General features: G+C 67.2%; 24 protein-coding genes. 18 read left to right on the top strand and 6 right to left on the bottom strand.

The window, feature by feature from the left end; translation table 11 throughout:
- The first annotated feature begins 98 nt into the window (after nt 1-98).
- The 11 genes from KHP16_RS18990 to KHP16_RS18940 all read left to right on the top strand — a co-directional run bounded on the left by KHP16_RS18990 (nt 99) and on the right by KHP16_RS18940 (nt 12,082).
- Nucleotides 99-839, top strand: coding sequence for a response regulator (locus tag KHP16_RS18990; protein WP_109585436.1), 741 nt, complete (start codon nt 99-101; stop codon nt 837-839).
- Nucleotides 836-2,152, top strand: coding sequence for an ATP-binding protein (locus KHP16_RS18985; protein WP_109585437.1), 1,317 nt, complete (start codon nt 836-838; stop codon nt 2,150-2,152). Before KHP16_RS18990 ends, KHP16_RS18985 begins: the two co-directional genes overlap by 4 nt.
- Before the next feature lie 256 nt (nt 2,153-2,408).
- Nucleotides 2,409-2,726, top strand: a complete 318-nt coding sequence (locus tag KHP16_RS18980; protein ID WP_109585438.1) for a hydroxyquinol 1,2-dioxygenase — start codon at nt 2,409-2,411, stop codon at nt 2,724-2,726.
- Nucleotides 2,727-2,779: 53 nt separating this feature from the next.
- Nucleotides 2,780-3,199 (top strand): organic hydroperoxide resistance protein, encoded by a 420-nt coding sequence (locus tag KHP16_RS18975; protein ID WP_109585439.1) that lies wholly within the window; start codon nt 2,780-2,782, stop codon nt 3,197-3,199.
- A 142-nt stretch (nt 3,200-3,341) separates the two neighbouring features.
- The gene (locus KHP16_RS18970) at nt 3,342-4,046 is read left to right on the top strand and encodes a YceH family protein (RefSeq protein WP_109585440.1); all 705 of its coding nucleotides are present in this window, start codon (nt 3,342-3,344) and stop codon (nt 4,044-4,046) included.
- Between the two features lie 211 nt (nt 4,047-4,257).
- Nucleotides 4,258-5,400: a flagellar biosynthesis protein FlhB gene (gene flhB, locus KHP16_RS18965; protein ID WP_115955780.1), complete on the top strand. Its 1,143-nt coding sequence runs from the start codon at nt 4,258-4,260 to the stop codon at nt 5,398-5,400.
- Nucleotides 5,397-7,487, top strand: coding sequence for a flagellar biosynthesis protein FlhA (gene flhA / locus KHP16_RS18960; RefSeq protein ID WP_109585441.1), 2,091 nt, complete (start codon nt 5,397-5,399; stop codon nt 7,485-7,487). The genes flhB and flhA overlap by 4 nt, the downstream gene beginning before the upstream one ends.
- Nucleotides 7,488-7,500: 13 nt before the next feature.
- On the top strand, nt 7,501-10,050 hold the full coding sequence (flhF, locus tag KHP16_RS18955) for a flagellar biosynthesis protein FlhF (protein ID WP_211960900.1): 2,550 nt from the start codon (nt 7,501-7,503) through the stop codon (nt 10,048-10,050).
- Between the two features lie 3 nt (nt 10,051-10,053).
- Nucleotides 10,054-10,776 carry a MinD/ParA family ATP-binding protein gene (locus KHP16_RS18950; RefSeq protein WP_244214887.1) on the top strand — a complete coding sequence of 241 codons (723 nt, stop codon included), beginning with the start codon at nt 10,054-10,056 and terminating at the stop codon, nt 10,774-10,776.
- Between the two features lie 137 nt (nt 10,777-10,913).
- A complete protein-coding gene (locus KHP16_RS18945) occupies nt 10,914-11,630 on the top strand; it encodes an RNA polymerase sigma factor FliA (RefSeq protein WP_109585443.1) in 717 nt (238 codons plus the stop codon).
- Between the two features lie 38 nt (nt 11,631-11,668).
- Nucleotides 11,669-12,082 carry a flagellar protein FlhE gene (locus KHP16_RS18940; protein ID WP_179594665.1) on the top strand — a complete coding sequence of 138 codons (414 nt, stop codon included), beginning with the start codon at nt 11,669-11,671 and terminating at the stop codon, nt 12,080-12,082.
- Here KHP16_RS18940 and KHP16_RS18935 read toward each other — a convergent pair.
- The 6 genes from KHP16_RS18935 to flgA form a co-directional block, all read right to left on the bottom strand.
- A complete protein-coding gene (locus KHP16_RS18935) occupies nt 12,069-12,965 on the bottom strand; it encodes a sensor histidine kinase (protein WP_211960899.1) in 897 nt (298 codons plus the stop codon). The genes KHP16_RS18940 and KHP16_RS18935 overlap by 14 nt on opposite strands.
- A gap of 154 nt (nt 12,966-13,119) precedes the next feature.
- Nucleotides 13,120-13,854 (bottom strand): response regulator transcription factor, encoded by a 735-nt coding sequence (locus KHP16_RS18930; protein ID WP_244214886.1) that lies wholly within the window; start codon nt 13,852-13,854, stop codon nt 13,120-13,122.
- 66 nt (nt 13,855-13,920) lie between these two features.
- On the bottom strand, nt 13,921-19,080 hold the full coding sequence (locus KHP16_RS18925) for a trifunctional serine/threonine-protein kinase/ATP-binding protein/sensor histidine kinase (protein WP_211960898.1): 5,160 nt from the start codon (nt 19,078-19,080) through the stop codon (nt 13,921-13,923).
- Between the two features lie 165 nt (nt 19,081-19,245).
- Nucleotides 19,246-19,710 (bottom strand): flagella synthesis protein FlgN, encoded by a 465-nt coding sequence (locus KHP16_RS18920; protein WP_109585448.1) that lies wholly within the window; start codon nt 19,708-19,710, stop codon nt 19,246-19,248.
- A 1-nt stretch (nt 19,711) separates the two neighbouring features.
- The gene (gene flgM, locus KHP16_RS18915) at nt 19,712-20,032 is read right to left on the bottom strand and encodes a flagellar biosynthesis anti-sigma factor FlgM (RefSeq protein WP_109585449.1); all 321 of its coding nucleotides are present in this window, start codon (nt 20,030-20,032) and stop codon (nt 19,712-19,714) included.
- Nucleotides 20,033-20,243: 211 nt separating this feature from the next.
- Nucleotides 20,244-21,020, bottom strand: a complete 777-nt coding sequence (gene flgA, locus KHP16_RS18910; RefSeq protein WP_115955736.1) for a flagellar basal body P-ring formation chaperone FlgA — start codon at nt 21,018-21,020, stop codon at nt 20,244-20,246.
- Between the two features lie 170 nt (nt 21,021-21,190).
- Between flgA and flgB the strand changes: the two genes are divergently transcribed.
- Genes flgB through flgH form a run of 7 tightly spaced genes read left to right on the top strand, consistent with a single transcriptional unit; the run spans nt 21,191 to nt 26,334 of the window.
- Nucleotides 21,191-21,598 carry a flagellar basal body rod protein FlgB gene (gene flgB / locus KHP16_RS18905; protein WP_109585451.1) on the top strand — a complete coding sequence of 136 codons (408 nt, stop codon included), beginning with the start codon at nt 21,191-21,193 and terminating at the stop codon, nt 21,596-21,598.
- 34 nt (nt 21,599-21,632) lie between these two features.
- Nucleotides 21,633-22,040: a flagellar basal body rod protein FlgC gene (gene flgC / locus KHP16_RS18900; protein WP_109585452.1), complete on the top strand. Its 408-nt coding sequence runs from the start codon at nt 21,633-21,635 to the stop codon at nt 22,038-22,040.
- A 44-nt stretch (nt 22,041-22,084) separates the two neighbouring features.
- Nucleotides 22,085-22,750, top strand: a complete 666-nt coding sequence (locus KHP16_RS18895) for a flagellar hook assembly protein FlgD (RefSeq protein WP_109585453.1) — start codon at nt 22,085-22,087, stop codon at nt 22,748-22,750.
- Nucleotides 22,751-22,793: 43 nt separating this feature from the next.
- Nucleotides 22,794-24,029 carry a flagellar hook protein FlgE gene (gene flgE / locus KHP16_RS18890; protein ID WP_109585454.1) on the top strand — a complete coding sequence of 412 codons (1,236 nt, stop codon included), beginning with the start codon at nt 22,794-22,796 and terminating at the stop codon, nt 24,027-24,029.
- 19 nt (nt 24,030-24,048) lie between these two features.
- A complete protein-coding gene (flgF, locus tag KHP16_RS18885) occupies nt 24,049-24,792 on the top strand; it encodes a flagellar basal-body rod protein FlgF (protein WP_109585455.1) in 744 nt (247 codons plus the stop codon).
- Between the two features lie 46 nt (nt 24,793-24,838).
- Nucleotides 24,839-25,624, top strand: coding sequence for a flagellar basal-body rod protein FlgG (flgG, locus tag KHP16_RS18880; protein WP_109585456.1), 786 nt, complete (start codon nt 24,839-24,841; stop codon nt 25,622-25,624).
- 5 nt (nt 25,625-25,629) lie between these two features.
- Nucleotides 25,630-26,334 (top strand): flagellar basal body L-ring protein FlgH, encoded by a 705-nt coding sequence (gene flgH, locus KHP16_RS18875; protein ID WP_109585457.1) that lies wholly within the window; start codon nt 25,630-25,632, stop codon nt 26,332-26,334.
- The last annotated feature ends 6 nt before the right edge of the window (nt 26,335-26,340 follow it).

Genomic DNA, 26,340 nt, shown 5'->3' with positions numbered 1-26,340 from the left:
CGCAGATACACAGTGATACATGGACCCCTCCGGCCCCTCCCATAATCCGGTTACCGCGCTGGATAGCGCATGATTGCCGCGCTGCGCGGAGCCGTGTTATGACCCTGTCCGACCATATCCTGATCGTCGACGACGATCGCGAGATCCGCGAACTGGTGGGGACCTACCTCGAGAGCCAGGGCATGCGTGCGTCGCTGGCGGCCAATGGACAGCAGATGCGTGCATTGCTGGACAAGGGCTCGGTGGACCTGATCGTGCTGGACCTCATGCTGCCCGGCGAGGATGGCCTGCAACTGTGCCGCGACCTGCGCGCCGGCGAGAAGCGTCATACCCCCATCCTGATGCTGACGGCGCGACACGAGGAAACCGATCGCATCCTCGGCCTCGAGATGGGCGCGGACGATTACCTCGTCAAGCCATTCGCCGCGCGCGAACTACTCGCCCGCATCCGTTCGGTGCTGCGCAGGACACGCATGCTGCCGCCGAACCTGCAGGTGACGGAGGCGGCCACGGTGTTGTCGTTCGGCAGCTGGCGGCTCGACACCACCGCGCGCCATCTCGTGGACGATACCGATGTGATCGTCTCCCTGAGCGGTGCCGAGTACCGGCTGCTGCGCACGTTCCTCGATCATCCGCAGCGCGTCCTAAACCGTGACCAGCTGCTGAACTTCACGCAGGGCCGCGACGCCGAGTTGTTCGAGCGATCGATCGACCTGATGGTCAGCCGCCTGCGACAGCGCCTGCGCGACGACGCGCGCGAGCCGCGCTATATCAAGACCGTCCGCAACGAAGGCTACGTGTTCTCGTCCGCCGTCGAAATCCGTGAGGCCCGCCCATGATCCTCGCTGCCCGCGCACGAAAGCTCTGGCCGCGCACCCTGTTCGCGCGCCTGATGGTCATTCTGGTGGTCGGGCTGACGCTCGCGCAGGGGCTGTCGTTCGGGGTCGTGCTCATCGAGCGCATGCAGGCGGCCAACAAGCTCATGCTCGGCAACCTCGAAGTCGACGTCGCGGGATCGGTCGCGATCCTCGACCGGTTGCCCGCGGCGGAGCGCCCGATGTGGGTGCGGCGGCTCGATCGCGGCAGCTACACCTATCTGCTCGGCACAGGCACAGCGGGCCCCGCGCCCGCATCGGCGATGTCGCAACGTGCGGCGGCGGCTATCGTCAGCGTGCTCGCGCCACGCTACACGACGACGGTGAACGCAGTACCCGGCCCCAACGAGCATTTTCAGGTGCATCTGACGCTTGCCGACGGCAGCCCGCTGACGGTGGACGTCAAGCCCAGCGGTATCGTGCTCTCGACATGGCTGCCTGTGCTGTTCTGCGTCCAGTTGGCGATGATCGGCGCCTGCGCATGGCTCGCGGTTCGCTTCGTCACGCGGCCGCTCAAGCAGTTGGCCGCGGCCGCCGAGAATCTCGGGCCGGATCTCAAGGGCGCCCCGATTCCCGAGCGGGGACCCGACGAGGTCGTGCATGCGGCGACCGCATTCAATGCGATGCAGGCGCGCATCGCGGGCTATCTGTCCGAACGCATCCAGATCCTGGCCGCCATCTCGCACGATCTGCAGACGCCGATCACGCGCATGCGCCTGCGGCTGGACCTGATGGAGAACTGCGAGACGCGCGTGAAGCTGCATGGGGACCTGCGCGAGATGGAGCACCTCGTGCGCGAAGGCGTGACGTATGCGCGCACGCTGCACGGTGGCGAGGAGGCGCCCGTGCGGATCGACCCCGACGCATTGCTGGACAGCATTGCCTGCGACTACCGCGATGGCGGCCATCCGATCGCCATCGACGGGCACCTCGATGCGCCGGTGGTCACGCGTCCGCAGGCGCTGCGGCGCATCCTGACCAATCTGATCGACAACGCGCTGAAGTTCGGTGGCGAGGTCAGCGTCGCCGTCGATCGCATGCAGGACGGCGGGCTCTCGATTGCCGTGCGCGACCGCGGACCGGGCATCCCCGATGGGGAACTCGAGCGTGTGCTGCAGCCGTTCTATCGGCTGGAGGCGTCGCGTAATCGGGGCACGGGTGGCACGGGGCTCGGCCTTGCCATCGCCCAGCAGCTTGCCAACGCACTTGGCGGCAAGCTCGCGCTCGCCAACCGCAGGGAAGGCGGGCTCGAAGCCCGGCTGACGCTGCCGGCCTGAACCATTTTCTCTCCCTTGAGCCGCGGCAGTGCGCCCGTACCGGTGGCGTGCACCGCGGCTTTTTTTTCTGTCGGCGTGGGAAGGAAAGCGAGTTTGTACACGGATGTATCAGCCTCCCGGACGGATACGTCGGCTCACACAATCGCCGCGATGCCGATACGGGCGCGATACGTCGGTCAACTTTAATGGCATCCATGGCGACGACATACCGGCGCGTCGCCCGAACCGATCCACTGCATATCAAAAGGAACCCATCATGAACGCCAATTTCGCCAAGCAAGTTCTTCTCGCCGTCGCCCTCGCCGCTTCGGCCGCCGCCGCCCAGGCAGCCGTGTCGAGCCCGCGCGACCCGTACACCGATGGCGCGCGTTCGGTCCAGGACCAGCGCAGCCCTTACTACGACGGCGCCCGTACCGTCAGCGAGCCGCGCAGCCCGTACTCGGACGGCGCCCGCAACGTTGAGCCGTACTTCGATGGCGCACGCGCCGCGTTCGTCGCCGGCCGGGACCGTACCGGCGTGTCCGCCGAGCCGGGCCGCAGCGTCGACCCGTATCTCGACGGCGCGTACGCCTGAGCCCGGGTTTTCCCGCAGCTTGTCAGCCTTCCACTTATAACAAGGAGCACAACATGACCCGCATCGAAAAAGTCCTGTACACCGGCAAGGTCCACACCACGTCGGGTGGCCGCGATGGCGAAGCCCGTAGCGACGATGGCCGCCTGAATATCCAGCTGTCTTCGCCGGGCTCGAACGGTTCCGGCACGAACCCCGAGCAGCTGTTCGCGGCGGGCTGGTCCGCCTGCTTTATCGGCGCGATCGGCCTGGCCGCCGGCAAGCAGAAGATCAAGCTGCCCGCGGACCTGAGCGTGGATACGGAAGTGGACCTGGGGAAGCATGGCGATGCCTATCTGCTGCAGGCCCGGCTGAACGTCCATATTCCGGGCGTCGAGCGCGAGGTCGCGCGCCAGCTCGTGGATACCGCGCACCAGACGTGCCCGTATTCGAAGGCCACGGCCGGCAACATCCACGTCGAGATCAATCTGGTCTGACGATCGGCGACACATCGAAGTCCCGCAGTTCCGAAGCCCCCTGATGGGGGCTTTGTCCATCCTGGCGATATCGGCCGACATTGCGTAATCACGGCGCATGGGTTTCAATGTGCGCTCACCAGATGGAATTCCTACCGCAACGATGGCCCCCGAGTCTCCCGCATCCCGTCCCCCGATCCGCGCCCTGACACCCATCGAGGGCCGCGTGGTGGCCGTCTTGCTCGAGAAGCAGTACACGGTACCCGACACGTATCCGCTGACGCTCAACGCCTTGACGGCCGGTTGTAACCAGAAGACCGCGCGCTCGCCCGTCATGAATGTCAGCGAGGACGAAGTGCTGACCGCGATCGACGGGCTGAAGTCGTTGAGCCTCGTCTTCGAAGGCAGCAGCAGCCGCGTGCCGCGCTTCGAGCAGAACCTCGGCCGCGTCCTCGGCGTGCCCAGCCAGTCCGCGGCGCTACTCGCCACGCTGCTGCTGCGCGGACCGCAGACGCCCGCCGAGTTGCGCCTCAATTCGGCGCGGCTGCACGCGTTTGCCGATATCTCGTCCGTCGAGGCGTTCCTCGACGAACTGGCCGCGCACGAGCCGCCGTTCGTCGTCCGCCTGCCCCGCGCCCCGGGCGAACGGGAAAGCCGATGGATGCATCTGCTGTGCGGCGAAGTCGCGATGCCCGAACCGTTGGCGGCCACCAACGCCAGCCCCGGCGCGGCGCACATCTCGCCTTCGGAAATCGAGTCCCTGCGCATCGGCCATCGGGAACTGGCCGACGAGGTCGCCAGGCTTCGGGCGCTAGTGGAGGAAATGGCGGGGCAACTCGGCATCGCCGTACCGAAGCCGGGCGAATGACCTGCCGTCGTGGCGATGTAATGTAATCGCCATATTTTTTCTCGCCCCTAAAGCTTCCTCCCTCCCGCACCGTTAACCCCCGCGACCGCTCATTCCCCAAACAGGCGCGGATTTCCCTCCCTTTTCCTCCTAATGCCCGCCCCGCGAGGATTTGATAATCCACGCTAACGAAGGGCCGTCCGCGCGCTTCGCAATGGACGTATGGAGCGTCATGTCCGAGGAAAGCGATCTCGAGAAAACCGAACCCGCCACAGCCCGGCGCCTGGAGAAGGCGCGCGAAGAGGGCCAGGTGGTGCGTTCGCGCGAGCTCGGCACGTTCATGATGCTGATGACGGGCGTGTTCACGCTGTGGCTGTTCGGCGGCACGCTCGGCCGCCAGCTCAACATGGCGATGCACGCCGGGCTGGCGTTCGAGCCCGCGACCGCGTTCGATACCCATCGCATGCTTTCCCAGTTCGCGGTGATGATCTGGGATTGCCTGCTGGTCTTCCTGCCGATCCTGCTGATCTTCGCCGTCGCCGCGCTTGTCGGGCCGCTGGCGCTGGGCGGCTGGCTGTTTTCGACCAAGTCGTTCGCGCCGGATTTCACGCGCCTGTCGCCGCTCAAGGGCATCGGCCGCATGTTCTCGACGCAGGCGCTCGTGGAACTCGCCAAGGCCATCGCCAAGTCGCTGCTCGTCGGCGGCGTGGCCTCGTGGATGCTGTGGCGCCGCCTGCCCGAGGCCATCGCGCTGATGAGCGCGCCGGTCAACGAGGCGCTGCTGCACATGGCGGAACTCGTGCTCTACGTGTGCGGCGTCGTGGCCGGTTCCCTGCTGCTGGTCGCCGCCATCGACGTGCCCTGGCAGATGTGGACCTTCTACAAGAAGCTCCGCATGACGAAGGAAGAGATCAAGCAGGAAATGAAGGAAAGCGACGGCGATCCGCACATCAAGGCGCGTATCCGCCAGCAGCAACGCGCGATCGCGCGCCGCCGGATGATGGCCGAGGTGCCCAAGGCGGACGTGGTCGTGACCAACCCGACGCACTTCGCCGTGGCGCTCAAGTACGAGGAAGGCCGCATGAGCGCCCCGCGCGTCGTGGCAAAGGGTGCAGACGAAGTGGCCGCTCGCATTCGCGAGTTGGCCGCCGAACATCGCGTGCCGATCCTCTCCGCGCCGCCGCTGGCGCGGGCGCTGCATCGTCATGTGGACATCGGCCATGAAATCCCCTCGGGCCTGTACACCGCCGTGGCCGAGGTCCTGGCCTGGGTCTTCCAACTCAAGAACTGGCACTACTCCAACGGTCCGCAGCCGGGCGGCCCGACGGAACTGTTTGTGCCCGATGAACTCGCCGTACCGGAAAGCCGCGCATGAACGCACTGACCAATCTATTCAACATGCCTGGCGTCCGATCGGGCGCGCAGATGAAGGCCCTGGCCGGACCGCTGCTGATCGTCATGATCCTCGGCATGATGATCCTGCCGCTGCCTGCGGTCGTCCTCGATCTGCTGTTCACCTTCAACATCGCGCTGTCGATCATGGTGCTGCTGGTCGGTATGTACACGCAGAAGGCGCTCGACTTCGCGGCGTTCCCGGCCGTGCTGCTGTTCACGACGCTGCTCCGCCTGTCGCTGAACGTTGCCTCCACCCGCGTGGTGCTGCTCGAGGGCCATACGGGTCCGGACGCCGCTGGCAAGGTGATCGAGGCGTTCGGCCACTTCCTGGTCGGCGGCAACTTCGCGGTCGGTATCGTGGTGTTCGCGATCCTCGTGGTCATCAACTTCATGGTGATTACCAAAGGTGCGGGCCGTATCGCCGAGGTGGGCGCGCGCTTCATGCTCGATGCGATGCCCGGCAAGCAGATGGCGATCGACGCCGACCTGAACGCGGGCCTGATCAACGAGGAAGGCGCCAAGAAGCGCCGCGCCGAAGTGGCGCAGGAATCCGACTTCTACGGCGCGATGGACGGTGCCAGCAAGTTCGTGCGTGGCGATGCCGTGGCCGGTCTGCTCATCATGTTCATCAACATTGCCGCGGGCATGGTGGTCGGCATGGTGCAGCACGACCTGGACTTCTCCACGGCCGTGCGCAACTACACGCTGCTGACGATCGGTGACGGCCTCGTGGCGCAGATCCCGGCGCTGATCATCTCCACCGCCGCCGGTGTGATCGTGTCGCGCGTGTCGAACGAGCAGGACGTCGGCCAGCAGCTTACGGGCCAGCTGTTCTCCAACCCGCGCGTGATGTTCCTGACCGCCGGCATCATCGGCATGATGGGCATCATCCCGGGCATGCCGCATTTCGCATTCCTGCTGCTGGCCGGCTCGCTCGCCTGGTTCGGTCGCTACACGATGCGCCGCGACGCAGCGGCCGCGCAGACGCAGCAGAAGCGCGACGAACGCGCGCCGGCAGTGGCGCCGGAAACCACCGAAGCGACGTGGGACGACGTGACGCTGGTGGATCCCCTGGGCATGGAAGTCGGCTACCGCCTGATCACGCTGGTCGACCGCGCGCAGAACGGCGAGCTGCTCGGCCGCATCAAGAGCATTCGCAAGAAGATCGCGCAGGACATCGGCTTCCTGGTGCCCGTGGTGCACATCCGCGACAACCTCGAACTCAAGCCGAACGCCTACCGCATCACGCTCAAGGGCGTGGAGATCGGCCAGGGCGAAGCGACACCGGGCCAGTGGATGGCGATCAACCCGGGACAGGTCACCGGCACGCTGCCGGGCGCCGCCACGCGCGACCCCGCCTTCGGCCTGCCGGCCGTGTGGATCGACGCAGGCCTCAAGGAGCAGGCACAGGCCTACGGTTACACGGTGGTCGATGCGAGCACGGTGGTCGCCACGCACCTGAACCACCTGATTCAGATGCACGCCTCCGAACTGCTCGGCCGTCAGGAAGTGCAGGCGCTGCTGGACCGCATCGCAAAGGATTCGCCGAAGCTGACCGAAGACCTCGTGCCGAAGACCATCTCGCTGACGGGCCTGCAGAAGGTGCTGCAGAACCTGCTGGACGAAGGGGTCCCCATCCGCGACATGCGCACGATCCTGGACGTGATCGCCGAGCATGCGCCGAAGATCAGCGATCCCACCGAACTCACGGCGCTGGTCCGCATGGCGCTGGGTCGTGCGATCACGCAGCAGCTGTTCCCGAACAACGCGGATCTGCAGGTCATCAGCCTCGACGCGGGTCTCGAGCGCGTGCTGACGCAGGCGCTGTCGAATGGCGGCGGCATCGAGCCGGGTCTGGCCGATGCGCTGCTGCAACAGGCGCAGGGCGCAGTCGCGCGTCAGGAGCAACTGGGTCTCGATCCGGTGCTGCTCGTGCCGTCGCCGCTGCGTCCGCTGATGGCGCGCTTCCTGCGCCGGACGCTGCCGCAACTGAAGGTGCTGTCGCATGCCGAAGTACCGGACAACCGCAATATCCGCATCACCGCGATGATCGGCGGCGCTGCCTGAGGAACCTACGAACATGAGCGTGGCAAAGTTTGTGGCGGCGAATGGCCGCGAAGCGATGCGCAAGGTGCGCGAGGCCATGGGCCCTGACGCCGTGGTCCTGTCCAACCGGACCGTCGAGGGCGGTGTGGAGATCGTCGCGATGCGCGATACCGATCTCGGCGCCGTTTCGGCGACGGCCGTCCAGTACGTCGAGCCGACGCCCATCGTGGCGCAGCCCGCCGCATCGCTGCTGGCGACCGCGCCGCAGGATGGCGCCGAGCTCGGCGACCTGCGCGGCGAGCTCGCCTCCATGCGGGCGATGCTCGAGCGCCAGTTCGCGGGTTTGTCGGGCGGCAACGCGCCGGGCGTGTCCGCCGGCGATCCGTTGCGGGAGTCGCTCTTCGAATGGCTCGTCAACGCGGGCTTCTCCGGCCAGCTGTCGCGCACGCTGCTGAGCAAGCTGCCGGTCGGCTACGACCGTCCCGCCGCAATGGGCTGGATCCGTCAGGAACTCGCGCGCAAGGTGCCCGTGCTGTCCGATGAAGACGCGCTGTTCGCGCAGGGCGGCGTACTCGCGCTGATCGGCCCGACCGGCGTCGGCAAGACCACGACCACCGCGAAGCTGGCGGCGCGGTTCGTGCTGCGACACGGTCCCGAGCAGCTCGCCCTGCTGACTACCGACAGCTTCCGGATCGGCGCGCACGAGCAGCTGCGCATCTACGGCGACATTCTCGGCGTGCCCGTGCACGCGGTGAAGGACGCGGCCGACCTGCGCTTCGCGCTCAACGCGATGAAGGAGAAGCACCTCGTCATCATCGATACCGTGGGCATGAGCCAGCGCGACCGCAGCCTGTCCGACCAGATTGCGATGCTGGCCGGCGTGCAGGCACCCGTGCAGCGCGTGCTGGTGCTCAACGGCGCGAGCCACGGCGACACACTCAACGAGGTGGTGCACGCCTACCGTCACGATGCCCTGCCGGCCGCGGGTGCGAATGCCCCAGGTCTGGACGGCTGCATCATCAGCAAGCTCGATGAAGCGACGCACCTGGGCTCCGTGCTCGACGTCGTGATCCGTCACCGCCTGCCGGTGTTCTATGCGTCCACTGGCCAGCGCGTGCCCGAGCACCTTGAACTTGCACAGGGCGCGGCGCTGGTCGAGCGCGCGTTCCTGACGCCGCGCCGCGGCTCGCTGTTCGCGGACGCCGATGCGGCCCGCCGTCAGGCCGCCGCGGACGAAGTGCGCGATGGGCGCGCACCGGCCGCGCAGCAAAGCGGCGCCGACGACGTGCTCCGTTCGCTGACGGACAGCGCCAACGCGGTTGGCGTCTGCGTCGAAGAACTGAACGCCGCGCAGTATGGATTCGAACTCGCGCGCTCGCTGTGGCAGCAGCGCGCCACCGGCGGCCCGGCGCTGCGCCAGGCCGCGCAACAGGTTCGCCTGACGATGTGCCGCGACGCCGCGCGCGCGTGCGATCGCTACGTGCTCGCGGTGACGAGCACCGCCACCCTGCCCACGCAGGGCCGCCGCGCGCCGCAACTGCTGCAGCAGACCCTGTGGCTCGCCGATCGCGACGGCATGCCGCTCGCGACCACGCTCGTGCCGTCGTCCCGCACGCGGCAGTCGCTCGCCGAAGCGGAAGCCGAAGCAGAGGCCGCCACGGTGCGCGCCACGCTCGCCGCCGCGCGAACCGTGGTCAATCTGCACGCATCGCTGCCGACCACGACCACGCTCGCGCGCTGGCAACAGACCGGCGAACGCTGGGTGGCCGGTACGCGCAAGACGACGCGCGTCATCGCCAACGGTATGGCCAACAAGCTCGACACCATCGCCGACACGCTGACGTTCCATGCGATCGGCGAATTACCGTGGCGCGATCGCGACGCCGTGCAGTGGCTGGGCCACTGCATCGTGCGCGTGCCCGAAGGCCAGGTCCGTACCGCCGCGCGAGTGCGCACGGACGGCTCGGAAGCCGGCATCGAGGCGTGCCTCGTGGTGTCGCGCCTGGTCGATCGCGCATCCGGCGAGATGCTTTCCACCGAGTACATCCTCTGCGACGCCGCCCTCGCCGGCGAGGCCGCACACGTCGCGCGCTGGTCGCGCTGGGCCGATGGCGCCGAAGAGCAGTTCCGAACGCTGCGTCATGCCGCGGAACATTTCGGGCTGGAGGCAGGGGAGCGTTCGGGCGCCGATGCCGACGCATCGATCCATACCAATCTCGTCTCGATCCAGCTCGGTCTGACCACGCTGCGCCTGCAGCATGCGCCGAGCGCCACCGCGCCGGCGTTCCTGTCGCGCCTCGCCGGCCGCGCCCTGGCGCGCGTCAATGCGCCGGTACAGGGCACCGTGCTGAACGAAGGGATGAGCCGCCTGCTCGCGCTGCTCGACGTGCTGGAGAACTATCCGGGCCGTTCGATGACCACCCCGATGGCCACCTCCATGGCCGCTCCCTTGGCCGCCGTGAAAGACGTCGCGCCGCCATCCGCCGCGCTGGCCGCGACGCAATTCGCGCGATCGATGGACGCGGGATCGGCCGAAGCCATGCAAATGGACGCGATGGCCTCGATGGCGTCGATGGGAGAGTAAGCCTTGTCCATCCTCGGTTCCGATCAGGCTGAAAGCCTGCGCCGCATGCTGGCGCCGCGCGTGACGCGGCGCATCGCGGTCGTGGCGAGCGAGCCCGGCGCGGGTGCGACGACCGTCGCGCTCGGGCTGACGAATGCGCTGTCGCTGCAGGGTGAGCGCGTGCTCCTGGTCGATGAAGACCGGCAGGGCGCCCGTGCGACCCGGCTGGCCGGCACGACCCCCAGCGCGTCGCTCGACGATGTGCTGGCAGGTCGCACGCCGCTCACGGACGTGCGCACCGTCGTTATCGACGCGCGCGCCATGCAGGACGGTTCGCTGTCGCCGCTGGCCGGCGCGGCCCATAACTTCGTGATCGTGATGCGGCCAGACGCCACATCGATCACGGCCGCTTATGCGTGCATCAAGCGGCTGCATCATCTTTACGCGTGCCGGCGCTTCCACCTGGTCGTCAATATGGCGACCAGCGAGGCGGCGGTCACGGCAATCACCGGGAATCTGGCGCGCACGGCGGGCCAGTACCTCGGTGTGGAAGCGAGCAGTGCGGGCGCGTTGCCAGTGGATCCACTGGTCGTGCGCGGCCTGCACCTCGGACGCTGCGTGGTGGAGGCCTTTCCGGCCGCCGCGGCCACCACGGCGTTGCGTCGCATGGCCGGTGCCGTCAATGGCTGGCCGTTGCGCGCGGACGCGGCAGCACCGCGAAGCATGGCAGCCGCCATGCCCGCGTAAGGACCAACAAGAAGTCAACAAGCAGTCAACAAGCAGTCAACAAGAAGTCGATAAGAACAAGACCGACCAAAAGCCAGCTTGCGCCCCGAAACGACGGGGCGCCGGCAGAGTAACCAGCATTAACCGAGAATTCCACCATGTATACGATTCAGGGAAAGCTCGAACAGGCAGACGTGGTCAAGTCACATGCGCCTCTGGTGCGACGCATCGCGTTGCAACTGGCGGCCAAGCTTCCGGCCAGCGTGCAGATCGACGACCTGATCCAGGCCGGCATGATCGGCCTGCTCGATGCGGCCAAGCGCTACGAAGACAACCATGGCGCGCGTTTCGAAACCTATGCAAGCCAGCGCATTCGTGGCGCGATGCTCGACGAGGTGCGCGCCAACGACTGGCAGTCGCGCAGCTTGCGGCAGTTCACACGCCGCATCGAACGCACGCAGCGTGGCCTCGAGCAGAAGCTCGGCCGCACGCCCGTGGATTCGGAAGTGGCCGCCGAGATGGAACTGCCGCTCGAGGAATATCAGCAGCTGCTCAACGAAGTGTACGGCTGCCAGCTGCTGCACTACGAAGACTTCGAGCGATCGGGGGAGGAGGACTTCCTTGACCGCCACCTCGGCGTGACCGACGACGCGAATCCGCTCACGGTGCTGATGGAGAGCGGCATGCGGGAGGCGCTGATCCGCGCGATCGAAAAGCTGCCGGAACGCGAGAAGCTCGTGCTGTCGCTGTGCTACGACCAGGAACTGAACCTGCGCGAGATCGGCGCCGTGCTCGACGTCACGGAGTCGCGCGTCTGCCAGATCCGCAGCCAGGCCATTACGCGCCTGCGCAATCAGCTACGCGGATTGCTGTGATGCGAACCCCGAAGCTTGCGCTGTTGTGCATAGTCACGATGGCCAGCGGCGCTGCAGCCGCCGCGCCATCCGACCACATCACGCGCGCGACGCTCGAACTCGGCTCGCGCCATGCGTGGAACGCTTCCGTCGTCGGCCCGACCATCACGGGCCGCGGCCAGCGCACGCTGTCCGCGCCGATCCAGCCGGGCGCGATGATGCCGCAGTCCGAGGGCGTCATTACCTCGGTGCGCTGGCGCTACAGCTTTGCGCGCATCCCGCCCGTCGATTTGCAGGCCTATCTGTGCAATGCCCAGCGTTGCGTCATGCTGTCATCGCCGGAAGGCAAGACCGATGCGTTCAGCGGTGACGATGCCGCCAAAGGCTTCGTCTTCGCGTTCCGCGTGCCGGGGCAGGGCGTCCTGCCCGTGCTGCAGGGACGCAGCAACGAGGTCACGGTCAGCTACCGCTGACCCAGCTACCTTCGAGCTGGGCGATGGGGAGCGTGAGCCGCGCCTCCAGACCGCCAGCGTGGCGGTTCTCGAGATGCAGATCGCCGCGCATCGCCAGAGCGAGCCGTCGTGCGATGGCAAGCCCGAGCCCCGTGCCGGGCGCGCGCGTCGCCGTGGCGGGCGCCCGATACCACGCGGCGAACACGGCTTCCATCTCCGCGGGAGCGATGCCTGGCCCGGAATCCTGGACTGCGAACTCGAGCCCGCTTGCATTGATGCGCACGCACAGCCGCACGTGGCTGCCGTAGTGAAGCGCATTGTCGATCAGATTGACGAGCACGCGTCGCAGCGCATGCGGGCACGTGATGACGGGCTGCCCCACGCGTCCCTGCAATTCCACGCGCCGGCCCGTCTCGCGATAGTCCTCCACGAGGCGGTCGAGCAGGCCGTCGGCATCGACCCGCCGCATCGGCTCGGTCGTGCTGCGGCGCAGCCGCGCGCACGCCAGGCTCGCTTCCACGAGGTCGCGCATTTCGATCAGGTCGCGCGTCATCGCGCGATGCATGTCCTCGTCGTCGAGCAGATCGCAACGCAGGCGCATGCGCGTGAGCGGCGTGCGCAGGTCGTGCGCGTAGGCCGCCAGCACCTCCAGCAGTTCGGCTTCCCGCTGCGCATTGCGCGCGCGGCAGCCGTTGATCGCGCGGGCCAGCCTCGCAACCCCGCCGACACCCGCGTCGGGCAGCACCGGCGGACTGCCTTCGCCGCCGTGACGCTCGATGGCCTTGGCCAGGCGGACGATTGCCAAATGCTGGACGAACGCATGCATCGCGGCGAGCAGGCCCAGCGCGGCCAGCGTGGCCAGCGTGGCCATGATCATGCCCGGCAGGTCCGGATGGATTGTCATGATGGTCTCCCTCGTGCCGCGAATGGATCTGCGGGCACGGTAGCGATGACACCACGGGACGCGCCGGCACACCAGCAAACGAGGGTTCGGGGAACCCTTACCAAAGTGTGAGTCCCCTAGTCGGGAGGTCGGAAATCTGCTGGAAAATCAGCGCTTAGCGCGTGGTATGACCAAGGCCCAGCAACTGCATCTTGTGCATGAGGTCCGCCACCGAGCACGCGTCCATCTTGCGCATGGCCTGCCCGCGATGGAGCTTGGCCGTGATCAGCGCGATGCCCATGACGTCCGCGATCTGCTTGTTCATGAGGCCTTTGGCCACGAGTTCGAGCACCTCGCGTTCGCGCGGCGTGAGCGATTCCCACCCCGCGCGCAGATCCTTCACTGAGCGCTCGACTTCAAGCCGCGCGGCATCGCGCTCGATCGCCGACACGACGGCATCGATCATGTCCTGATCGCGGAACGGCTTGGCCAGGAAGTCCACCGCGCCCGCCTTCATCGCCTTGACGCTCATGGCGATGTCGCCATGCGCGGTCATGAAGACGATCGGGATGTGGGGCTCGCCGCTATCGGCGAGTGACTTCTGGAATGCAAGTCCACTCTGGCCGCGCAGACGGACGTCGAGCACGAGACAGGACGGTACGTCCGCCGGACGCGGCGCGGTCACGAACTCCTCGACCGAACCGTACGCACGGACCTCCAGATGGATCGATCGCAGCAGGCTGCTCAGCGCGCCGCGCACGAGCTCGTCGTCATCGACGATATAGGCCACCCCCGAAGCCACCGCGGACGCCACCCGAACTTCGGCCGTGGCGGGCGAGCCGGCGCTCGCCTCGCGGCGCATGGGGCGAGTGGTGCTCTCTGGGGGGCGGGGCGATGGGACGTTGGACATGTTGAAGCCGTACGCGGCAATACCTGGGAACCTGGCTCGCAACGGTATCAGAAGCGCGCCGCGCGGTCACGTCAGGTGTGCGGGCCGTTGCCTGGGCAAGGACACCATGGCGCGCGTGCCGCCCCCCTCGCGCGGGGCGAAGGCGAGCGTGCCGCCGTGGGCGTCGACGATCGAATTAACGATGGCCAGCCCCATGCCCATGCCGTTCTGCTTGGTCGTGAACAGCGGTTCGAACAGGCGGTCCGCAATGCCGGGGTCGATACCGCAGCCGCTGTCCTCGACGATCATGCGCACGATGCCGTCCGCCTCCCGCACGCACGTCAGCGAGAGCCGCCGCGCATGCGGCGCGACCGCGGTCATCGACTCGGCACCGTTCATGAGCAGATTGATCGCGACCTGCTGTAACTGGATGCGGTCGCCGTGAACGGTGAGCGGCGGCTCGGGGATATGCAGGCTCAGCAGTACGCCAAGTGTTTCCAGCGGCCGCGCGACGAACGTGATCGCCTCGTGCAGCGCGTCGCCAAGATCGATCGGTTCGAAGTGCGGCGCCGTCGTGCGTGACTTGGCGCGCAGGTTCTGGAATACCGCGTTGGCGCGTGTCGCGCTCGCGCCGATATGCGAAAGCATCTGGCGCGTCTCGACGATATCGGGCGGATCGTGGTCGAGCCACCGCAGCGCCGCGCTCGCGGAGGTGCTGACCGCGGCGAGCGGCTGCCCAACCTCGTGCACGATGGAGGCGACGAGCTCGCCCATCGCGCGCAGCCGGCTCGCGCGTTCGAGTTCGTCGAGCGCCGTGCGCAGCTGCGCCTCCGCGCGCGTGCGTTGCGCGTTCTGCTCGAACAACGCTTCGTAGAGCCGCGCATTCTCCAGCGCGAAGGCGGCCTGCGAAGCGATGACCTCGAGCACGCCTGCCTTGTCGGCGGTGAACATCTTGGCCGCGAGGTTGTTCTCGAGGTAGAGCACGCCGACCAGCGCGGCATAGCGCATCAGCGGGACGCACAGCACCGAACGCGGCTGATGGCGGCGGATGTAATCGTCCTGGGCGTGCGTAAAGGTGTGCGCCTGCGGGGCGCGCATGTCGTCGATCACGAGCCGTTCGTGCGTACGCGCGACCGTCTGCACAATCGACACGGGCAATACATCGGAGGCCGCCAGCACCGGTTCCTGCGTGACGACGATGGTGCCCTCGACGACCTGTGCGCGCGCGGGCACATGCCATACGCCCTCGCGCACGAGTACCAGCACGCCGAGCTCCGCGCCCGCGCTCTCCAGCGCGGTTTGCATCAGTGTGTCGACAAGCCGCGCGGGCACGATATTGCTCGCGAGCGCGTTGGAGATGCGCAGTACCGCCTGCACGTCGAGTTCGCGCAGCCGATTTGCGTGCGCGCCGCCTGCCTCGACCTCGGCCAGGCTCGCGTGACGCGCCTCCAGTGCGCGCACCTTCGCGGTCGCGCCCCAGCGCTGCCAGGCGCCGCGGGCATGCCGCAGATAGGCATGCGACGCGACCTCATCGCCGCGCCGGGCGTGGAATTCGCCCGCGAGCTCGGCCGCGAGCGCCTCGATTTGCGTAAAGCCCTGCCGGCGCGCGTGCTGCACCGCGGCGGCGTACGCATCGCTGGCGTCGATGGCCCGGTCCCGCGTGCGCGCCAGTTCCGCGCGAACGAGTTGATGGCGCGAGAGGAAATTGTCGGGGCACGCATGCGCCCATCGCTCGAGATCGGCCACGTGCCGCTGGAGCGCGGCCTCCTGTCCATCGTCGCGCGAAGGTAGTGCCAGCAGGGCCAGCGCGCCATAACAGGCGAGGTCCGCCGTCTCGACAAACGCCCGCGCGGCTTCCGAGCTTGCGGCGGCCCGGTCCCGTGCCGTGAGCGCGGCATCGAGGTCGCCGAAGAGCAGGTCCGCCTGCAACCGGTGGACCCAGTAGGCGCAGTCGACCAGCGTCGGCGGGCCGTCCGCCGCGGGCACCGGCGGCAGCGGCTCCTCGTCGGTAGCCGTCCCCTGCAACCGCGCCAGCAACGCCCTTTGCGCGAGCAGCGAATCGATGACGAGCTGGAAGTTCGCATCCCGCGCGATCGCCAGACCGCGCACCGCGGCCGCGCGTACGTCGTCCAGCGTGTCGCCCGCGAACAGCATCACGCTCGCCTCGTTGCGCGCGCAGTAGACAGCGAACGTATGATCGCCGCTCTCCACGGTGATGTCGTACGCGCGGCGGATGTAATGGCGGCTCGTGCGAGCTGGCATGATCCACGGCACGACGAGCAGTCCGAACGACATGTACACGCGGCCGCGATAGCGTTCGCGACGGCGCTCGTCGACCAGATGCAGTGCGAGTTCGCCGAATGCCCGCGATGCCGCAAAATCGTTGTCGCGCATGCCCACAATCATGTTCATGCAGACGTACACGTAGGCGGAGCCGTCGCAATGGCCGTGCGCGATCGCGAGGTTCACGCTACGGAGCAGGATGAGATCGTAGAGCCGGCGGTTGGTGAACAGCGCGGGCGGGATCATGTCCGCGATGATGTCGGCCAGCGCGTGCCGCAGAGGCTCGCTGGCGATCGGCAGCGCGCGTAGGCCATGGACGCCGTGCCGATCGAGCCAGCCACGCATCTGCGCGTGCTCGCGCTTCACGTCCTCGTCGGTGGCCTGCATCGGCAGCGGCACGCCTGTCTTGTTCAGAAACGCGAGCCCCACGCGGAGCGCCATGTCGTAGCGGCCCAGCGTGGTGTACAGCGCGACGCGCAGACGGGCGAGACCCGCGCCGAACACGTCGTCGCCCGCCACGGCCTCCAGCCGGGCGAGCCGCGCCTCCGCGGCCGCGAGGGCGCCCGTCATGAACTCGGCCTCCCCGCAGACCATGCGCGCGGTCAGGCCGTCTTCGCTATCGTCGTCTTCGCCGAGGAAGGCCAGCGCCGTACGGAAGAACGCTAGCGCGGAATGGTGGGCCGTCGCGGCCTTGGCGTGCAGGCCGGCGTCGATGTTGAGGCGCGCGAACGCACGCCGCTCGCCGGGGTCCGCCACCACGTCGCGCGCAAGGCCGACCTGCGTCGCCATTGCGAACACGTCGGCCTGCGCCACCGGATGCGCGAGCAGGCGCCGGGCGATGCGAAGGTGCCAGATGCCCCGCGCCTCCGGTGCAATCGATGCGTACACGGCTTCACGGATGCGGTCGTGCGCGAAGGCCCAGTCGCTGCCGTCGCGTTGCAGGGCGCCGGCATCGGCAGCCAGTTGCATCGCGCGCTGCGTGGTGTCCAGTTCCAGATCGGCCGCGATCGCGATGGTCTCGGTGGAGGCGCGATCCCCCAGGCACGATAGCAGGCGCAGCAGTTCGCGCGCGTCGGCGGGCATTTGGTCCAGCCGGTGCGTGAGCAGTTCCACCACGGTGCCGAACGACCCGATGGTGTGATGCGTGATGATGCGTTCCAGACTCCAGCGCCATGTGGCGGCTTCCTCGTCGTAGGCAAGAAGGCCGTCATCGGCGAGCACGCGCAGCATCTGCAGCACGAAGAACGGATTGCGTTCGGTCTTGCGCCCGACCTCTTCGGCCAGCGGCCCGAGCCCCGTGACGGCGTGGACATCGCGCCGCAGGGCGCTCGCCAGCCATGCCAGCAGGGCACGCTCGTGTAGCGGCCCGAGCGCGATGCGCATACCGCAATCGGCGAGCAGGCCGGCGCGCAGCATATGGTCGGTGCCAACTTCGCGGGAGCGGAATGCGCCGATCAGCAACAGCGACGTTTCGGCGAACGGTGTGTCGGCGGACGGTGTGCGTGGCAACGGCCCATGCGGCAAGGGCCCATGCACATGATGCTGCAGCAGCCGCTCGAGCACCTGCAGCGTGCCCACGTCCGCCCACTGCAAATCGTCGAGCACGAGGACGAGCGGCCGGTCTTTCGTGGCGAAGCAAGCCAGCAGCCGCGCGATGGCCTGCTGCACGCGCTCCCGTTCGATCAGCGGCGAGCCATCGGGCGCGTCCGGCGCATCCGGCAGCGGACCCAGCACGACCGACAGCGCGGGCAGCAGCGCTATCAGCGTGCGCGCCACGGGATCGACGGCGGCGCGAATACGTTCGCGCCACGCTGTATATTCGTCGTCGGGGCAGCCGATCACATATTGCAGCAGCTGCTCCAGGGCCTGTACCAGCAGACCGTATGGCGCGCCGCGCCGGGCTTCCTCGCTTTTTACGCTCGCGATCAGCGCCGCGTGATGCTGGCCGATACTGGCCGCAACGGCCTGCAACAGTGTCGACTTGCCGATGCCCGCATCGCCGGAGACCCACGCCACGCGGGCGTGGCCCGTATCGGCCACCGCGCGATAGGCGCGAAGCAGTGCCGCCACCTCGTGCTCGCGGCCGAACATGTGTTCTGCCTGGCGCAGGCGCCGCAGCGCGGCCTGCCGATCGAACGCCAGCGCGGGAATCTCGCCATGCCGGCGCCGCAGCGCCTCGCACTGCCGCAGATCGGCCAGCAGTTCGTCGGCGCTGGCGTAGCGTTGCTCGGGCGCTTTCTCCAGCAGCTTCATCACGATGCGGGAAAAAGATGCCGGGACATCGGGCACGACGAGATGCGGCGGCGATGGAACCTGCGTGGCATGCGCGTGCACGCCGGCGGCAGTGTCGGAGAAATCGAACGGCGGCCGCCCCGCGAGCATTTCGTAGAGGATGCCGCCCAACGCATACAGATCCGCGCGCGCGTCCACATGCACGTTCATGCGTCCCGACAGTTCGGGCGCCATGTATCGCAATGCGAGGTCGTCCCACTCGGCCTGCGTGCCCGCGCGGCTCCGCGCATGCACGGCCGCGCCGAATCCCGCTATGCGCGGCACGCCGTCGGTCTGGCGCGGGTCGATCAGAAAGCGGCCCGGCGTCAGCGCGCAATGCACGATGCCCGCGGCGTGCATGGCGGCAACGCTGACGGCAAGGCGGATAGCGAGGGAGAGTTGGGCGTGGAGCGGCCGGGCGGGATCGAAGGCGAGCGGGACGCCACCGGGATCGTTGAGTACCAGCACCGTGGCGTCGCCGTAGGCGACCAGGGCACGCGGGACGATGGCCCAGCGCTCGTCGAGCCGGTCGCGCAGCGCGTATTCGCGCTGAAGCGTATCGGCGGCGAGGCCGCGTGCCGCATCGCCCCGGCCCGCCACCAGCAGCGAGGTCGCGCGTGCGGCAACGGCGCGCTCGAGGCGCGGCGTGCCGCGATACAACTCGATGAAGCTTCGGCTGGAGAGATCGATCATGGCGCAGGCCGCGTGCAGTCGCTGCGCATTATAGCTGCCGCGTTAGCGGCATACGCCCATGCGCGGACGCATACGGATGACGAGCGCCCGTCAGATCGACTATCCGCTCCATGCCGGAGCGGAAGGCATGCCAGATTCGCGCGTGTCGGCCTGGCTCGTGCCGGGTCAGCCCGCGGCGAGCGTGACGCCCGCGGCCGCGTTCTGCGACTTGCCGTCGCGGCCGTACATTTCGTTGGGACCGGCGTCGCCGTGACGCAGGACCTGAATGGCTTCCTGCGTGAATTCGAGGTGCGCGTTCACGATCGCGCCATTGACCTCGTTCGATTCCTTCGCCTTCTGCGCGAAGAACACGATCTTGCGCCATGCGTCGGTCACGGCCGCGTCGACGGGGCGGCCGATCAGCAGGCCGCCGGGACCCACGCGCAGACCCAGCGCGATCATCTGCGCCTCCCGCGCGGCAGTCTCGCGCGAGAGTGCCTGAGCCAGTTCCACTTTCCGGCTGAGCAGTTCGCTCAGGGCCTGGAAGTCATTACGCTTGAGTGCGTCCCGCTCGTCGGCGAGGGCACGGCCAAATGCCAGGATGGCATCGGATTCACGCTTCAGTGTCTGGATCAGGGCTTGTTGGGTCATGTCAGCTAGGTTGTTGAGTATCGCCCTGGGCGAGCTCGCGCAGAGACGCGAGCAAGCCGTCGGCGATCTTGCTGGGATCGATCTTGATCCGGCCTTCGGCGATTGCCTGGCGGATCTCCTCGACCTTGGCCGTATCGATATCGTCGTCGGTGTCGTTGACCAGGCGATTGCCGATCTCGCGCACTTGCGCGGCCAGCGGGCTCACGCGCACGCCGCTCAGCGCGGCCGGATCCTGCGGCGTTGCCGCGGCGGCCGCCGGACGGGCAGCATCGCCGGCAGCGTTGTCCGCCGGCCTGGTCGTGGTGGATTGATTGATCTTCACGGGGTATTCCTTGCTGGTTTCCTCTGACTTAACGGACGATCGATCCCGAAACTTTAGGGTTTCGAAGTGCCTGAACGTACGCTTTCCCACACTTTTTGGGGGAGAGGCGTCGGCATTCTCGCACGGCGCCCTACCGGCCGCCTACCTCAGGGATTCCAGCAGTTACTTCAGTCTTCTTGCTGCCAATTCTTCAGGAACGGCGCCGACGCCGTCACTGTTGTAAAACGACCGTATCAGCGTTCCGCACCAGGCCGCTCACGACCTGACCGTTGCGCAGACGCACCTGCACCGACGAGCCCGGCGCGGCGTCCGCCAGCACCTTGCCTTCGCTGCTGAGCTGGAAGGCGTCGCCTTCCACGGTCACCGTCACCGTCTGACCGGACCGCACGGCAATCGCCTTCTTCATCAGGTCTGTGCGCATGGGCGAGCCGGCCGCGATGCGGTTCGCCGCCACGGCGCCCGCTACCTGCGCCGGATCGGTGACCACCGCGCGCGGCAGCGCCGCGAGGTCGCCCTGCCGCAGCTCGAGGTCCGCGACATCGATGGGTTCCCCCGGAGCCATGGCGCGAGCCGCCACGTAATAGTCGGTCAGCACGGACACGCGTGCCTGGATATAGCGCGTCCACGGCCGGTCGCCGCCGCAGCGCACGCCCACGTTCACGCGACCCCACGGCGCGGCGCCCGCGGGAAGGAACGGATCCGGCGCCACGCAGTCCGGCGCGCGGCCGCCCGAAGGCGGAATTACCTGCACGCTGACCTTGCCGGGCAGGCCCACGGCCTGACGCAGCAGGAACTGTTCGACGGCGGAGCGGACGGGGTCTTCCGGAAAGGGATTGACCACCGACGGGTTCGGCACGGGTGTCACCTGCGCGGCTTGCGCTGCCTGTGGCGGAGCCGCATGCGCGGGCAGCGGGGCAATCGAAGCAATCGAAGGAATGGCAAGCCCGACCAGTGCAAGCAGCCTGGCAGCCAGTAGAAAACGAGTCATTGAAGCATCCCAGCAAGGATGAATACGTGGAGCCATTGTAGGCAGGCGCGCGCGGGAGAGCGTCGCGAATTGCGCGGATTTCTCATCCCTATTCGAACGATTGGCTCGACAACCCCGCACCTAAGATGGCAACCCTGAAGAAGCCCCATTTGCAGGAAAGGCAGACAGACATGATCGACAGACTCGATGCGGCATTGCGATTCCAGCAGGACGCGCTCAGCCTCCGTAGCCAGCGGCAATCGGTGATTGCCTCCAACATTGCCCACGCGGATACGCCGGGCTACAAGGCGCGCGACTTCGACTTCGCGAGCAAGCTGACCGAATCGGTGGAGCGCGGCCAGCGCAACGAGGGCCTGTCGCTCTCCACCACGCAGACGCGTCACCTGGCCGCGCAGGCGCCCGCCTCGAACGACGACGATCTGCAGTACCGCATTCCGTTGCAGTCGAGCATCGACGGCAACACCGTGGAAATGGATACCGAGCGCGTGGCGTTCGCGGACAACACCGTGCACTACGAGATGGGCCTCACGGTGGTCAGCGGCAAGATCAAGACGATGCTTGCGGCGATCCAGAGCTAACCAGAGCCAATGATCCGGAGCTAAGGAGCGAACCATGCCCTCGATGAGCATTTTCGACGTATCGGGTTCCGCGATGGCGGCCCAGTCGCAACGCATGAACGTGACGGCGTCCAACCTCGCCAACGCGGACAGCGCCGTTGCGCCGAATGGTCAGCCGTATCGCGCCAAGCAGGTCATCTTCGGCATGGCGCCGACGCCGGGTCAGACCGACGTGGGCGGCGTGCAGGTGGAAGGCGTCATGGAAGACCCGTCGCCGGCACGCAAGGTCCACAACCCCGCGCATCCGCTTGCCGACGCGAACGGCTACGTGACGATGCCGAACGTGAACCCGGTGGAGGAGATGGTGAACATGATCTCCGCCTCGCGCTCGTATCAGGCCAACGTCGAGGTGCTCAACACCGCGAAGACCATGATGCTCAAGACGCTGACCATCGGTCAGTGACGCTCTCCACGATCTACAGAACTCAGGACTAGCAGGGAACAACGATGACTACGACTTCGAGCGTCGGCAACGACAACTCCGCCCTCAACAGCGCCCTTGCGGGCGGCAGCGCCAGCGCGGCAGACATCCAGAACAACTTTCTGAAGATGCTCGTCACGCAGATGAACAACCAGGATCCGCTCAACCCGATGGACAACTCGCAGCTGACGTCGCAGCTCGCGCAAATCTCCACGGTGAGCAGCCTGCAGAACGTCAACTCGACGCTGAACGCGCTGCTGTCGCAGACCGCGGCCAGCCGTGCGATGGACTCCGCCAACCTCATCGGGCGTACCGTGCTGGTGCCGGGCAGCGCCGTGTCGGTCGATGGCGGCGTGCCGGGCCGGATCGCCGTGGACATTCCGAGCACCGCCGATACGGTGCAGGTGCAGGTGCTGGACGCCACGGGCAACGTGGTCCGGACGATCGACATGAAGGGCCAGACCGCCGGCGTGCACGACATCGCCTGGGACGGCAAGAACGATCAGGGCGGCATGGTTGCGGACGGCGACTACAAGTTCAAGGTCACGGCCACGGCCGGCGGCAAGGATGTCAGCCCCGTCGCGCTGGTCACCGGCAAGGTACAGGGCATTAGCGGCGACAGCACGGGCGTGCTGGTCAATCTCGAGGACGGTACCACGGCCAACGTCGACGACGTTCGCCGCATCTCGTAAGTCTGATTCAAATATCGAAAGACAGCCTTAAAAGGGGAAAGTCATGGGTTTCGGTCAAGGGGTAAGCGGCCTGAATGCCGCGGCGTCCAACCTGGACGTGATTGGTAACAACATCGCCAACGCGAACACCGTTGGTTTCAAGGCCTCCACGGCGCAGTTCGCCGACGTCTACGCCGGCTCCAAGATCGGCCTGGGCGTGCGCGTGAACTCGGTGGTGCAGTCGTTCGGCAACGGCAATATTGCGTCATCGGGCCGTAGCCTGGACACCGCGATCAGCAACGGCAACGGCTTCTTCCGCCTCGTCAACGATCAGGGTCAGGTCTATTACTCGCGTAATGGCCAGCTGCAGCAACTGCCGGACGGCCGTCTGGTCAACGCAAGCGGCCTGCAGGTGACGGGCTACGCTGCCGGCCAGACCACGGGCGTTCCGCAGCCGATCACGATCAGCAACGCGCAGCTGCCGCCGCAGGCCACCACGCAGATCACCGCGCAGTTCCAGCTGGACTCGCGCAGCACCGTGCCGACGACCGCGTTCGCCACCACGCCGGCCGCGCCGCCCGCACCGGCCGTGCTGCCGACCAAGGACATGTACAACTACACCACGCCGATCACCGCGTACGACTCGCTCGGCAACAAGGTGCAGCTGACCGCCTACTTCTCGAAGTCGGGCGCCGCGCCGACGGTGCCTGGCGGTACCGACTGGACCATGCGCGTGCTGGATGCCAACGGCAACATCGTCGGCGGCACGCCGGTGACCATGTCGTTCACGAACGCCGGCGTCCTGCAGGGCACCACGCCGGCGAACCCGGCACTGACGATGCCGGCCGCCAACGGCGCGCAGGCCATGAACATGACGCTGAACCTGGCCGGTTCCACGCAGTTCGGCGCCGACAACGATCCGAAGTCGATCGTGCAGAACGGCTACTCGTCGGGCGCGCTTCTCGGCTTCAGCGTGCAGGAAGACGGCACGATCCTCGGTTCGTACTCGAACGAGCAGACCCGCTCGCTGGGCACGATCGCGCTGGCGGCATTCGCCAACGCCGAAGGCCTGAAGCCGGAAGGCAACAACGTGTGGTCGGCTACCGGCGCATCGGGCCAGGAACTGCTCGGCGCCGCCGGCGGCTCCATGGGCACGCTGCAATCGAACGCGGTGGAGCAATCCAACGTGGACCTCTCGGGCGAACTGGTGAACCTGATCGTCGCGCAGCGCAACTATCAGGCGAACGCCCAGACCATCAAGGCGCAGGACACCGTCCTGCAGACCCTGGTGAACATCTGACGCGCGCTGACGGACCGCCATGGATCGCCTGATCTATACCGCCCTGTCGGGCGCCAAGCAGATACTCGACCAGCAGGCCGCGGTATCGAACAACCTGGCCAACGCTTCCACGCCGGCCTTCCGCGCGCAGATCAACATGTATCGCGCGGTGCCGGTGGTGGGGCAGGAAACGCAGACCCGCTCGTTCACGCTCGCGTCCACGCCGGGCGCGGACATGAAGGCGGGCCCGCTGACCTACACCGGCCGCGACCTGGACCTCGCGTTCACCGGCAACGGCTGGCTGGCAGTGCAACTGCCGGACGGTACCGAAGCCTATACGCGCGCCGGCTCGCTGCAGGTGTCGGCCGACGGCCAGCTGCAGACCTCGACGGGTCTGCAGGTGCTCGGCGAAGGCGGTCCGATGGCGGTACCGCAGAACGCACAGCTGACCATCGGCAACGATGGCAGCGTCGTGGCGCGTGGCCCGGGCGACCAGCCCAACGGCCTCGCGCAGCTTGGCCGCATCCGTGTGGTCAACGCCCCCCCGGATTCGCTCGCGCGTGGCGACGACGGCCTGTTCCGTCTGCGCCAGGGCGCGGCGCCGCTGCAAGCGGACCCGAACGTGAAGGTGATCTCGGGCGCGTTGGAAGGCAGCAACGTGAATCCCGTGGAAGCGATGGTGGACATGATCGCCAACGCCCGCCGTTTCGAGATGCAGATGAAGATGATCTCCGGCGTGGATTCGAACGACCAGCGCGCGAACGCGCTGCTGGGCAACAACTGACGCGCGCAGCACCCGCCACGCTCACAGCAGATACAGAAGGAACAACATGATCCGCTCTCTTTGGATTGCCAAGACCGGTCTGGATGCGCAGCAGACGCAGATGGACGTGATCTCGAACAACCTGGCCAACGTGTCGACCACGGGCTTCAAGCGCAGCCGCGCGGTGTTCGAAGAACTGATGTACCAGACGATCCGCCAGCCCGGCGCGCTGTCGTCGGACCAGACCGTGCTGCCCTCGGGCCTGCAACTCGGTACCGGTGTGCGTCCCGTCGCGACGGAGCGCATCCACACGCAGGGCAACCCCCAGCAGACCGGCAACTCGCGCGACGTCGCGATCATCGGCCAGGGCTTCTTCCAGGTCACGATGCCGGACGGCACCACGTCATACACGCGCGACGGTTCGTTCCAGGTGGACCCCAACGGCCAGCTGACCACGTCGAGCGGCTTCGTGCTGAACCCCGCCATCACGCTGCCGGCCAACTACACGTCGCTGTCGATCGCGCGCGACGGTACGGTGACCGTGACGACGCCGGGTCAGACCAATGCCGTCAACGTGGGCCAGATCCAGCTCGCGACGTTCCCGAACCCGACCGGCCTCGAAAGCCTGGGCGAGAACCTGTACGCGCAGACCGACGCCTCCGGCGCGCCCAACACGTCGGTGCCCGGTCTGAACGGCGCCGGCACGCTGCAGGGCGGCTATGTGGAATCGTCCAACGTGAACGTGGTGGAAGAACTGGTCAGCATGATCCAGACCCAGCGCGCTTACGAGATCAACAGCAAGGCCGTGCAGACGTCTGACCAGATGCTGCAGCGCCTGACCCAGATGGGATGATAGTGATGACTCAAGCCACCTCGGTGTCCCGCATGGGCACGATCGCGCTGTATTGCCTGACCGGCATCGCCGTGCTGGCCACCGGTGGCTGCGCGCTGGTCCCCAAGGAGCCGCTCGTACAGCTGCCGACCAGCGCGCGCGCCGAACAGCGCAACGTGATGGCGCCGTCGGGCTCCATCTTCCAGGCATCGTACGCGGGCAACCCGCTGTTCGAGGATCGCCGCCCGCGCAACGTCGGCGACATCCTGACGATCGTGATCAACGAAAACGTCAACGCCACGAAGAACTCGGGCACCAACGCAAGCCGTACGGGCAACACCGCGCTCGCATTCAACGCGGTGCCTCGTGCGCTGGGCGGGCTGTTCAGCTCGTCCCAGAACGCCGATATCACCGGCACCAACGGCATGAAGGCCAGCGGTGGCGCGTCGGCCGCGAACACGTTCAACGGCACCATTACCGTGACCGTGCTCGAAGTGCTGCCGAACGGCAACCTGGTGGTGTCCGGCGAGAAGCAGATGGCCATCAACCAGGGTGCGGAATACATCCGGTTCTCGGGCGTGGTGAACCCGCGCACGATCACCGGCGACAACGCCGTACCGTCCACGCAGGTGGCGGATGCGCGCATCGAGTACACCGCCAAGGGGTACATCGACGAAGTGCAGAACATGGGCTGGCTCCAGCGCTTCTTCCTCAATGTCTTACCGTACTGATCCCGC

The sequence above is a fragment of the Cupriavidus plantarum genome, from assembly GCF_905397285.1.
In the GTDB taxonomy this organism is placed as follows: Bacteria; Pseudomonadota; Gammaproteobacteria; order Burkholderiales; family Burkholderiaceae; genus Cupriavidus; species Cupriavidus plantarum.
The sequence above is the reverse complement of the archived record's forward strand: the minus strand, read 5'-3'. Positions and strand labels throughout refer to the sequence as shown.

Coding starts and splice junctions, on each gene's coding strand:
- KHP16_RS18990 (WP_109585436.1), top strand. CDS start 99: ATGACCCTGTCCGACCATATCCTGATCGTCGACGACGATCGCGAGATC.
- KHP16_RS18985 (WP_109585437.1), top strand. CDS start 836: ATGATCCTCGCTGCCCGCGCACGAAAGCTCTGGCCGCGCACCCTGTTC.
- KHP16_RS18980 (WP_109585438.1), top strand. CDS start 2,409: ATGAACGCCAATTTCGCCAAGCAAGTTCTTCTCGCCGTCGCCCTCGCC.
- KHP16_RS18975 (WP_109585439.1), top strand. CDS start 2,780: ATGACCCGCATCGAAAAAGTCCTGTACACCGGCAAGGTCCACACCACG.
- KHP16_RS18970 (WP_109585440.1), top strand. CDS start 3,342: ATGGCCCCCGAGTCTCCCGCATCCCGTCCCCCGATCCGCGCCCTGACA.
- flhB (WP_115955780.1), top strand. CDS start 4,258: ATGTCCGAGGAAAGCGATCTCGAGAAAACCGAACCCGCCACAGCCCGG.
- flhA (WP_109585441.1), top strand. CDS start 5,397: ATGAACGCACTGACCAATCTATTCAACATGCCTGGCGTCCGATCGGGC.
- flhF (WP_211960900.1), top strand. CDS start 7,501: ATGAGCGTGGCAAAGTTTGTGGCGGCGAATGGCCGCGAAGCGATGCGC.
- KHP16_RS18945 (WP_109585443.1), top strand. CDS start 10,914: ATGTATACGATTCAGGGAAAGCTCGAACAGGCAGACGTGGTCAAGTCA.
- KHP16_RS18940 (WP_179594665.1), top strand. CDS start 11,669: ATGGCCAGCGGCGCTGCAGCCGCCGCGCCATCCGACCACATCACGCGC.
- KHP16_RS18935 (WP_211960899.1), bottom strand. CDS start 12,965: ATGACAATCCATCCGGACCTGCCGGGCATGATCATGGCCACGCTGGCC.
- KHP16_RS18930 (WP_244214886.1), bottom strand. CDS start 13,854: ATGTCCAACGTCCCATCGCCCCGCCCCCCAGAGAGCACCACTCGCCCC.
- KHP16_RS18925 (WP_211960898.1), bottom strand. CDS start 19,080: ATGATCGATCTCTCCAGCCGAAGCTTCATCGAGTTGTATCGCGGCACG.
- KHP16_RS18920 (WP_109585448.1), bottom strand. CDS start 19,710: ATGACCCAACAAGCCCTGATCCAGACACTGAAGCGTGAATCCGATGCC.
- flgA (WP_115955736.1), bottom strand. CDS start 21,020: ATGACTCGTTTTCTACTGGCTGCCAGGCTGCTTGCACTGGTCGGGCTT.
- flgB (WP_109585451.1), top strand. CDS start 21,191: ATGATCGACAGACTCGATGCGGCATTGCGATTCCAGCAGGACGCGCTC.
- flgC (WP_109585452.1), top strand. CDS start 21,633: ATGCCCTCGATGAGCATTTTCGACGTATCGGGTTCCGCGATGGCGGCC.
- KHP16_RS18895 (WP_109585453.1), top strand. CDS start 22,085: ATGACTACGACTTCGAGCGTCGGCAACGACAACTCCGCCCTCAACAGC.
- flgE (WP_109585454.1), top strand. CDS start 22,794: ATGGGTTTCGGTCAAGGGGTAAGCGGCCTGAATGCCGCGGCGTCCAAC.
- flgF (WP_109585455.1), top strand. CDS start 24,049: ATGGATCGCCTGATCTATACCGCCCTGTCGGGCGCCAAGCAGATACTC.
- flgG (WP_109585456.1), top strand. CDS start 24,839: ATGATCCGCTCTCTTTGGATTGCCAAGACCGGTCTGGATGCGCAGCAG.
- flgH (WP_109585457.1), top strand. CDS start 25,630: ATGACTCAAGCCACCTCGGTGTCCCGCATGGGCACGATCGCGCTGTAT.